This is a genomic window from Variovorax sp. P4_D9, from assembly GCF_056401695.1.
The window spans coordinates 1-8,257 of sequence record NZ_JBFUIU010000395.1; the positions used below are offsets into that span (position 1 = coordinate 1).

An 8,257-nucleotide genomic window follows, 5' to 3' on the forward strand; every position below is an offset into this window, starting at 1 on the left:
CTCGAACCCCGACGATTTCGACGTGCTGATCACCGACCTGTGCATGCCGGGCATGTCCGGCGATACGCTCATTCGCGAAGTTCGGCAACTGCGCCCGTTGTTGCCTGTCATTCTGGTCAGTGGCAACGTGGGCGACGCCGCCGCCGCGACTTCGCACGGCGCCTTGGCCGACGAGGTGCTGACCAAACCCCTGCGAGCCAACGCGCTCGCGACCAGCCTGGCGCGACTGCTCGACGCCGCGTGAGCGCGCGGGCGCTCCGCAGGATGTGCGAGGTGTCATGACGCGGGCTTCGGGCCGAGGCAGCGCGCAACCGCCGCTGCCAAAGCCTCGTCGGAAATCGGCTTGCGCAGCAACTCGCCGACACCCTGCGCACGCGCACGCTCCTCGAGCGCTGCGGTAACGTGGCCGCTCATCATGAGCACCGGAATGTCCGGCCGCTTCGCGCGAATCGCGTCGACCAGCTGGCTGCCGGACAGCTCCGGCATCTTCTCGTCTGTGAGGACCAAGTCGACACTCGACGGCGCCTCGAGGAAGGCCTGGAGGGCCTTTGTGCTCGAGGTGAACGGCAGGGGCGCGTAGCCGAGTTCGGCGAGCCGCTCCGCCGCAAGCTCGACGAGGAGCGGCTCGTCGTCGACGATCAGGATCACTTCGCCGCGTCCGCGGGGCGTCTCCCGCGGGGTCGTGGACACAGAGTCGTCCGTCGCAATGACGGGCAGCCAAACGGAGACTTGCGTGCCGACGCCGGGCGCGGACTGAACGTCGATTGCGCCCCCCAGCCCGGTCACGATGCCGTGCACCACCGACAGTCCGAGGCCGGTCCCTTCGCCGGGATTCTTGGTCGTGAAGAACGGCTCGAAGATCCTGGAGATCATCTCCGGCGGCATGCCCGACCCGCTGTCCTCGATGTCGAGCCGCAGATGGCGTCCGGGCGTCAACTCTCCATGCAGCAGCGGTCGTGGCCGGTCGACGACCACCGCGGCGAGCAGGAGCCCCACTCGGCCGGACGGCCCGACGGCCTGGATCGCGTTCGTGTAGAGGTTGGCTACGACCTGGTAGAGCTCTGTCGCATCGCCCGCGACCGCGGCATCCGGCGCGTCGAGACGGGTCTCGACGGAAACACCGTCCTGCAACGAAGGGGAGAGGATCACGATCACCTCTTCGACGATGCGCTGCACGTTGACCGGCGTTCTCCCCGTCGTGCCGGAGCGGGCGAACTGCAGGACGCTCTGCACCAGGGACATCGCTCGGCTCCCCGCCTGGAGCACCCGGTCGATGTGGCGACGGATTGGCGAGGCGTCCTCGGCCAGCTGCCGCGCCATCCTCCCGAATCCGAGGATCGCTCCCAGGAGGTTGTTGAAGTCGTGCGCGATGCCGCCCGCGRGGGTGCCGAGCGCCTCCATGCGGCGGGCCTGCTGCATCCGCAGTTCCAGTGCGATCCTCGACGTCTCGGCTGCCTTCCGTGCGCTGATGTCGTGCGCCGCGAAGAACATGCGCACCGGCGCGTTGCTTTCGTCGCGCACGCAGCCGCCGCGCGAATGGACCCATGTCCAGCCGTCGTCCGGCCTTTGCACCCGGTATTCGACATCGACGCCCTCGGTCTTGCCGTCGAGATGCTGGTCGATGGCCGAGCACACCGCCGGCCTGTCGTCAGCATGAATCCTGACCGAGCACTGCAGATCTGCGATGTTCCCGATCGGGCGATCATCATTCAGTCCATGCAGGGAGCGCCACCTGCCGGACACGAAGACGCTCCCTTGCTGGATGTTCCATTCGGTGTGACCCTCGTTGGCGGCCTCCATCGCCTTCGCATAGCGCTCCTGGCTTTCGCGCAGGGCCTGCTCGCCCTGCTCGATCCGCCCGAGCTGGTACAGGACGCTGACGATGACGACGGCAACGAGCAGCATCGACGCTCCCGTGCGGATGCCCGCACTGACCATCTCGTCGTACCAGGGGGTCAATGCGTCGCGCACATCCCGAGTGACCGAGAGGACGAGCGGCCTGCCATCGATGCGCAGGGCAGCCACGAGCTTCGCCCGGCCATCGATAGGGCTCACCACGTGGTTGATCAACGGGTCGCCGGTCGGGGCAGCCCGGCTCGGCATGCGAGCGAGTGGCTGCGGGTCCAAAGGCGGCAAGCGGGTCACGATCGTCCCGTCCGCGAGCGCAAGCAGAAGCGAGCCGTGATCGCCGAGTCGAATCGCCGCGTACATGCTCTGCAATTCGTGGAGCGTCAGGTTCGCGGAGACGACGCCGTTGAAGGAGCCGTCGGGCCTTCGCAAGGATCGCGACAGGACCAGCGACGGTACCTGCTCGGAGCGGCTGAAGGCCGGCTCGTTGATCACCAGTCCGGCATTGGGATCGTCGCGCTGGCGCAGGAAATAGCCGCGATCCGAGACGTCGCTGAGCGGCTCGCCGGTGGCGCGCGATCGGTACCGCTGCATGCCAGAGCGGTCGACGATGGTGATCACGCTCAGCTGCGAGACGCCAACCGCGCGCGACGCGAGCGCGTCGTGGATGACCTCGGTGCTCTCCTGTCGGCCCGTGGCCTCGTACCATGCTGCCGTGTCCCGAAGGAGCACATCGACCGCCTGCACGCTGCGCGCCGTATCCGTCGCCAGCGCGAGCGCCAGGTTGGCCACCTCGCGCTCGCTGGCCGCCATGAGCTGCTGGTGCAGGCGCCATCCATCGTAGGACGTGACCATCGCGATGATGGCCAGCACCAGCGCGCCAGCCCCGATGATGGTTCCGCGAAGTCGCTTTTTCGATCTCATCACGGGCCCTGCAACCCTTTCTGAATTCTTTGTGCCGCTCATCGTCGCGCGCAGGCAATTGCCGCCGACGCGGATTTCAGGTTTCTTTCACGAAGGCGTCGAAGATTTCAAGCGAAATACGGGCCGACCGCCGTCACATTCGCGCCGTGCCCGACGCGCCGGCCATGCGGATCGGTGAGGCGGCGCCCAGGGCGTTGAACTCCAGGCCCGCGAAGCGGTGGCCGCGCCGCCTGGTGTGTTCCGGGGGGGCGCATGGGAGCTCTCAGATCATCCCCAAACTCAAGGCACGCGACACGGCTTCGACCCGCGTCTGGGCGGCGAGCTTCAACAAGATGTGCTTTGCATGCGACTTGACCGTCTCCGGCGCGATGCCCAGTTGCTTGGCGATGCGCTTGTTCGACAGACCGTGGCTCATGAGTGTCACGATGTGGCTCTCGCGGGCAGAGAGTGACTCGCCGGAGCGATGTCTGGTCCGAGCTCCCGAAGGCTGCTCAGGTCGCTCGGAAAGGCCCATGAGCAGGTTGCGGACGTAGGGTCGCAGTTCCCCGAGTACACCGACGTCGTCGACGCGGCGATCGTAGAGCCAGCACAGCAGATGCCGGGTCGCCTCGCCGCCGTCGACGAAGGTGCGATACAAGCCCGCGGTCGCGCCCAGTTCAACGGCACGTGTCGCTTCGGCCGCGGCTTCGTCCTCCTCGCCGAGATCGAGCAAGGCACACGCCAGCAACATCGTCAGCTCGACGGCGAGATGGCCTTCGCGCCGCCGCAAGGTCTCCGAGACGATGCCTCGCAACGAGGACACCGCTTGCGCGCTGGCCCCTTTCGCCAGGTCCAGGCGAGCGCGGGAGACAGCCACATAGCGCGCCAAGAGGCAGTCGTTGGTCGCTGTGGCCGATTTCGCAGGCATCTGCGCGAGCCGCTTCAGGCAGGCTTCGGCTTCGCTCATGCGAGCGTCCTCGACGAGCAGCCGGACACGTTCGGCAAGGCTGGCGGCGATCAGCCGTGGCCAGCGCCGGTCTTCGCCAAGCAGTTCGGCTTCGTGAAGCTGCAGCATGGCGAAGGGAAGCTGGCCCCGTGCCGCGGCGATCCTGGCGCCGACGATGTACGCGCTTAACGCGACTTCGATGCCGGCCTCCGATCCGCTCAGAGCCAACCGGTCGCGAAGCAAGCGGTCGGCTGCGTCGACAGCGTCTTGCTCGTACAGCACCTTTGCACTGACGGCCACGGCCAGCCGGCTGCCGGAGAAGTTGGACCCGTAGAACCGCGTGGACAGCTCCAGCGCCTCGTTCGCAAGGCGCCCGGCACACACCAGGCGCAACTGCTCCGCTTCGACCGCGGCTTCCATCGACAGGTGAAGGATGCTCGAGAGGGCCTCTCGGCGATTGGCAGGGGCGTGGCTGACAGAGCCGGATAGCTCGCAGAATGCGTCGAGGCGCCGCGCTTTCCAATGACCGAGTCGGACAAGGAGCGATGTCGCGGGGTTGGCGACACTGCCTTCGTACGTCCTCAGGATGTTCTCCACCAGTTGGGCAGCTGCTTCGGCGTCGTCACTGAGCGCCACCGATGTGGCATGCAGCAGCGCGCACTGCAGGTCGGTCGACGCCATGGACAAGGGCTTGCACTGCGCCTCGATGGTGTCGATGGTCGCCTGGGCTTCGGCGAACTTCATCGTGGCCAATCTCGACCATGCTTGCAGCACCAGCTTCTTGTGGCGCTCCGCTCGGGAAAGAGCTTGCAGTGTGGCCTCCCGATCATGAGACCGCCAGGCCACCGGATAGCAGGTCAGCACAGGGAATACCGAGGATTCACGTTGACGTTCAAGAAACATATACAGGCTCCGGTTCGTGGGTGCCGGCCCCTGACATGGGTCAAGTCGGGCCATGCACGATATGGCCCCGTACCTTAGAGATGGAACGCTACCGCGGGCTTGCCCGGCAGCCGCGCACGTTGCACGCGGAACATCGAAGATTACGCTCGTAACACAACTTGTAATTTCTCCGTCCCGGGGCGAGACGCCCAGCTCCTTTTTTCCGGTCCGCTGCGGCAAGGCGTCCATTGACATTGAATAGCTGGTGGCGTCCATGACTATCTCCGTAGGTACTCTCTTGGGGGGCACCGGGTAGGGGTATGCTAGGAATTGCCTTCCGCAACGTCATTGCCCGGGGCGGCCAGTTTTATGACTTTGCAGTGACAGGCCTTGACCTGACGCGGCGCGCTGGGCCAAGACACGAGGAACGGAGACAGCGCGCGATGAGCAGGAACACGACGGCTGGAGCCTGGGTGCGGGCGGTGGGCGATTTCCTTCGCGTGCAGGGCATCGACTTGCATCGGCTTTGCCGGTCCGCGGGCCTGCCCGAAGAGACCTTGGACGGTGCCGCCGAAAGCATGGCGACCGAGGCAATGAGCAGGGTCTGGGAAGAGGCGGTGCGACTTTCGGCCAACTCCGAGATTTCCCTGGCGCCCAACCCCGCGGTGAGGCCTGCCAACCTGGACGTGGTGGGCTACACGATGATGGCCTCGCCCCACCTGCTCTCCAGCCTCGAGCGGATGGTGCGCTACTCGCGCATCGTGAGTGAGGCGGCCACGACAGGCCTCGCCGAAGTGCSGCAGGGCTTCGCGCTCACCTTCGACCTCTACGGCGGCGATCGGCCCGTGCCTCGTCAGCGCTTCGAATTCGACTTGCTGGCGCTGCTGAATTACTTTCACTGGATTTCGGGCCGCAAGCTGGCGCCGCTGGCTGTCGAGTTCGTCCATCCGGCGCCGACGGACCCGGGGCACCATGTGCGCGCCTTCGGTTGCCCGGTTCGCTTCGATGCACCCGATTGCCGAATGCTGTTTGCGCGCGAAGACCTTCTGCAACCACTTTGCACCTCCAACGCGATGTTGGCCGAAATGCATGATCGCTACGCCGTCGAGCGGCTGGCGAGTCTGGGCAGCGACCGCATCAGTCTGCGCGCGCGCGATGTCATCATCCGCAAGCTGCCCGATGGCGAGCCGCGGCGAGAGGACGTCGCCGGGCACCTTTGCATGAGCGAGCGCACGCTGCAGCGGCGCTTCCATGAAGAGGGCATCTCGTTCCAGCAGCTGCTGGATGGCACGCGCAAGGACCTTGCGCAGCAGTACTTGCGCCAGCCGAAATTGTCCTTGGCGCAGACTGCCTACCTGCTCGGGTTCTCCGATCAGAGCAATCTTCACCGCGCCTGCAAACGCTGGTTCGAAATGTCGCCCGGCCAGTATCGCGCGCGCTTCGAAGCCGACCGGCGCGGCCTGCACGCGACCCGTTGAGCCGGCGCCGGGAGACGTGCGGCCGGTGGCTCAGTTCAGGACTTCGACCGGCGTCGCGAAGACGTAGCCGGCACCGCGCTCCGTCCGGATGAGCTTCTGCGACTCGTCATCCCCGCCGATCTTTCGGCGCAGCCTGAAGACCTGCACGTCGATGGAGCGGTCGTAGATCTCGTCGCCATGCAGGCGCGACAGGTCGAGCAACTGATCGCGGGAAAGCACTCGCTGCGGCGCTTCGCAGAAGGCCAGCAACAGGTTGAATTCGCTGTTGCTCAGCACGACTTTCCCGCCTTGCGGATCCATGACATGACGCGCCCAGGCGTTCAGCTCCCAGCCCGCAAAACGGTAGGCGCGTGGCTTGGTGCCGCGCGAGGATGCGGCCGCAGCCTGCTTGACGTGGTAGCGCCGCAGAACTGCGCGCACGCGCGCCAGCAACTCACGGTTGCTGAACGGCTTGGTGACATAGTCATCGGCGGCGATCTCGAGTCCCATGACACGGTCTGCCTCCTCGCGCCGGCCGGTCACGATGATGAGGGGCATGTCCGTCCGCTCACGCAGCTGGCGTGCGAGCTGCATGCCGTCCTCGACCTCTAGCCGCAAGTCCAGCAACACGAGGTCGATGACCTGTTCTCTCAGGATGCGATTCATGTCCAAGCCGTCCCCGGCGCTCGACACCCGCAGGCCGCTCTCGAGGAGGTAGTCGCCGATCAGTTCCCGCATGAGCGGGTCGTCGTCGACGACAAGGATGTGGGGCTGGATCACAGACATGATAGGAAGCGCTTCGTTGCGGCCTCGGGTTCGGCGCTAAAGGTTATCACCAGATCGAAGAGACGTGTTTCATCTGCATTGCTGCCGTGGGCATTGAAATGCCGTGGAAACACTTGCGAATGACATTCAACAGGCACTCAACGATCACAAAACTTCCCAATGAGCAACATTTTTCCCGCGAAACGGCAAGTTCGTGCCCCAAGCGGGGGATATTCGCTGGGCCGCTGAATCCCGAGCATTCTGTCCAATCGACGGAGGACCCCCGATGGAAGCAAAACAGCGATCGTTCCGAGCAAGCATGATCGGCGCGGCACTGGCGACGGCCGCCCTGAGCGGCCGGGCCGAGGGTGTGCTGGACCCCTGGGGCCCCGTCGGTGCGACCCAGCGACAGCTGCTCTACGAGTGCCTGGGCGTGATGCTGCTCGTCGTGGTCCCGGTGATCGTGCTGACGCTCGCCTTCGCATGGTGGTTCCGCGCCTCCAACAAGCGGGCGGCCTACCGGCCGGATTGGAACTACAGCGGCAAGGTCGAGTTCACGATCTGGGTCATCCCGTTGCTGATCGTCCTCTTCCTGGCAGCGGTCGCCTGGGTCGGCTCGCAAGAACTCGATCCGTATCGGCCGCTGCACGCATCCAAGAGGCGATTGCGGGTGGAGGTGGTCTCGATGGACTGGAAGTGGCTGTTCATCTATCCCGAACTCGGCGTCGCAAGTGTCAATGAACTTGCTCTGCCCCTCGATACGCCCGTGAGGATGGACATCACCTCGGCGAGCGTCATGAACGCGATCTTCATCCCGGGGCTCGCGGGGCAGATCTATGCCATGGCCGGGATGTGCACGCAGATGTCCGTCATCGCTGACAAGGAAGGCATCTACCGTGGACTGTCGTCGCAGTTCAGCGGCGACGGCTTCACGGACATGCATTTCAAGGTGATCGCTGCAGACCGGCCCGGCTTCGAGCGCTGGGTCGAGGGGCTGCGCCGGTCGGGGCAGGTGCTCGACAAGCCGGCTTACGAGCGGCTGATCGGCCACCGCGGCACCGCTGCGGCCTCCTACTACGCGGCGGCCGACAACAATCTCTTCGACTACGCCATGCAGCGCGGCACCCAGCCGGTATCTGCCGTCAAGGTGCGAACGGTAGATCCACGGATCGGCGTCTGCCGGGAAATGAACCTCACGAATGGAGCGCACTGATGATGCTCGGCAAGCTGACCTTGGCCGCGATTCCTTTTGACCAGCCCATCATCATGGTGACGTGCGTGGTGCTGCTGATCGGGATCGCGTTCGTGCTCGGCCTTATTACCTGGCTCGGGCGATGGAAGTGGTTGTGGGAGGAGTGGCTGACCACCGTGGACCACAAGCGCGTGGGCATCATGTACGTCCTGCTGGCCGTCGTGATGTTGCTGCGCGGCTTCAGCGACGCAATCATGATGCGGT

Annotated in this window: 7 protein-coding genes and 1 pseudogene; 5 read left to right on the forward strand and 3 right to left on the reverse strand. The window is 65.3% G+C overall.

The window, feature by feature from the left end:
- On the forward strand, positions 1 to 244 hold a 244-nt coding region (locus AC1DY5_RS32375; protein ID WP_478118145.1), incomplete at its 5' end, for a response regulator.
- A gap of 32 nt (positions 245 to 276) precedes the next feature.
- On the opposite strand, the gene AC1DY5_RS32380 is transcribed toward AC1DY5_RS32375, so the two are convergent.
- Positions 277 to 2,721 carry an ATP-binding protein gene (locus AC1DY5_RS32380; RefSeq protein ID WP_478118147.1) on the reverse strand — a complete coding sequence of 815 codons (2,445 nt, stop codon included), beginning with the start codon at positions 2,719 to 2,721 and terminating at the stop codon, positions 277 to 279.
- Between AC1DY5_RS32380 and AC1DY5_RS32385 the strand changes: the two genes are divergently transcribed.
- On the forward strand, positions 2,696 to 2,950 hold the full coding sequence (locus tag AC1DY5_RS32385; protein WP_478118149.1) for a hypothetical protein: 255 nt from the start codon (positions 2,696 to 2,698) through the stop codon (positions 2,948 to 2,950). The two genes, AC1DY5_RS32380 and AC1DY5_RS32385, sit on opposite strands and share 26 nt — an antisense overlap.
- An 84-nt stretch (positions 2,951 to 3,034) precedes the next feature.
- Here AC1DY5_RS32385 and AC1DY5_RS32390 read toward each other — a convergent pair whose 3' ends face one another.
- Positions 3,035 to 4,855 carry a LuxR C-terminal-related transcriptional regulator gene (locus AC1DY5_RS32390; RefSeq protein ID WP_478118150.1) on the reverse strand — a complete coding sequence of 607 codons (1,821 nt, stop codon included), beginning with the start codon at positions 4,853 to 4,855 and terminating at the stop codon, positions 3,035 to 3,037.
- A gap of 167 nt (positions 4,856 to 5,022) precedes the next feature.
- Here AC1DY5_RS32390 and AC1DY5_RS32395 point away from each other — a divergent pair, with 167 nt between their 5' ends.
- Entirely contained in the window at positions 5,023 to 6,057 is a 1,035-nt protein-coding gene (locus AC1DY5_RS32395; protein ID WP_478118152.1) for an AraC family transcriptional regulator, read from the forward strand.
- 30 nt (positions 6,058 to 6,087) lie between these two features.
- On the opposite strand, the gene AC1DY5_RS32400 is transcribed toward AC1DY5_RS32395, so the two are convergent.
- The gene (locus AC1DY5_RS32400) at positions 6,088 to 6,822 is read right to left on the reverse strand and encodes a response regulator (RefSeq protein ID WP_478118154.1); all 735 of its coding nucleotides are present in this window, start codon (positions 6,820 to 6,822) and stop codon (positions 6,088 to 6,090) included.
- A 265-nt stretch (positions 6,823 to 7,087) separates the two neighbouring features.
- On the opposite strand from AC1DY5_RS32400, the gene cyoA reads away from it, so the two are divergent.
- On the forward strand, positions 7,088 to 8,014 hold the full coding sequence (cyoA, locus tag AC1DY5_RS32405) for a ubiquinol oxidase subunit II (protein WP_478118156.1): 927 nt from the start codon (positions 7,088 to 7,090) through the stop codon (positions 8,012 to 8,014).
- 2 nt (positions 8,015 to 8,016) lie between these two features.
- Positions 8,017 to 8,257, forward strand: a pseudogene (locus AC1DY5_RS32410) (cytochrome o ubiquinol oxidase subunit I); the annotation flags it as partial.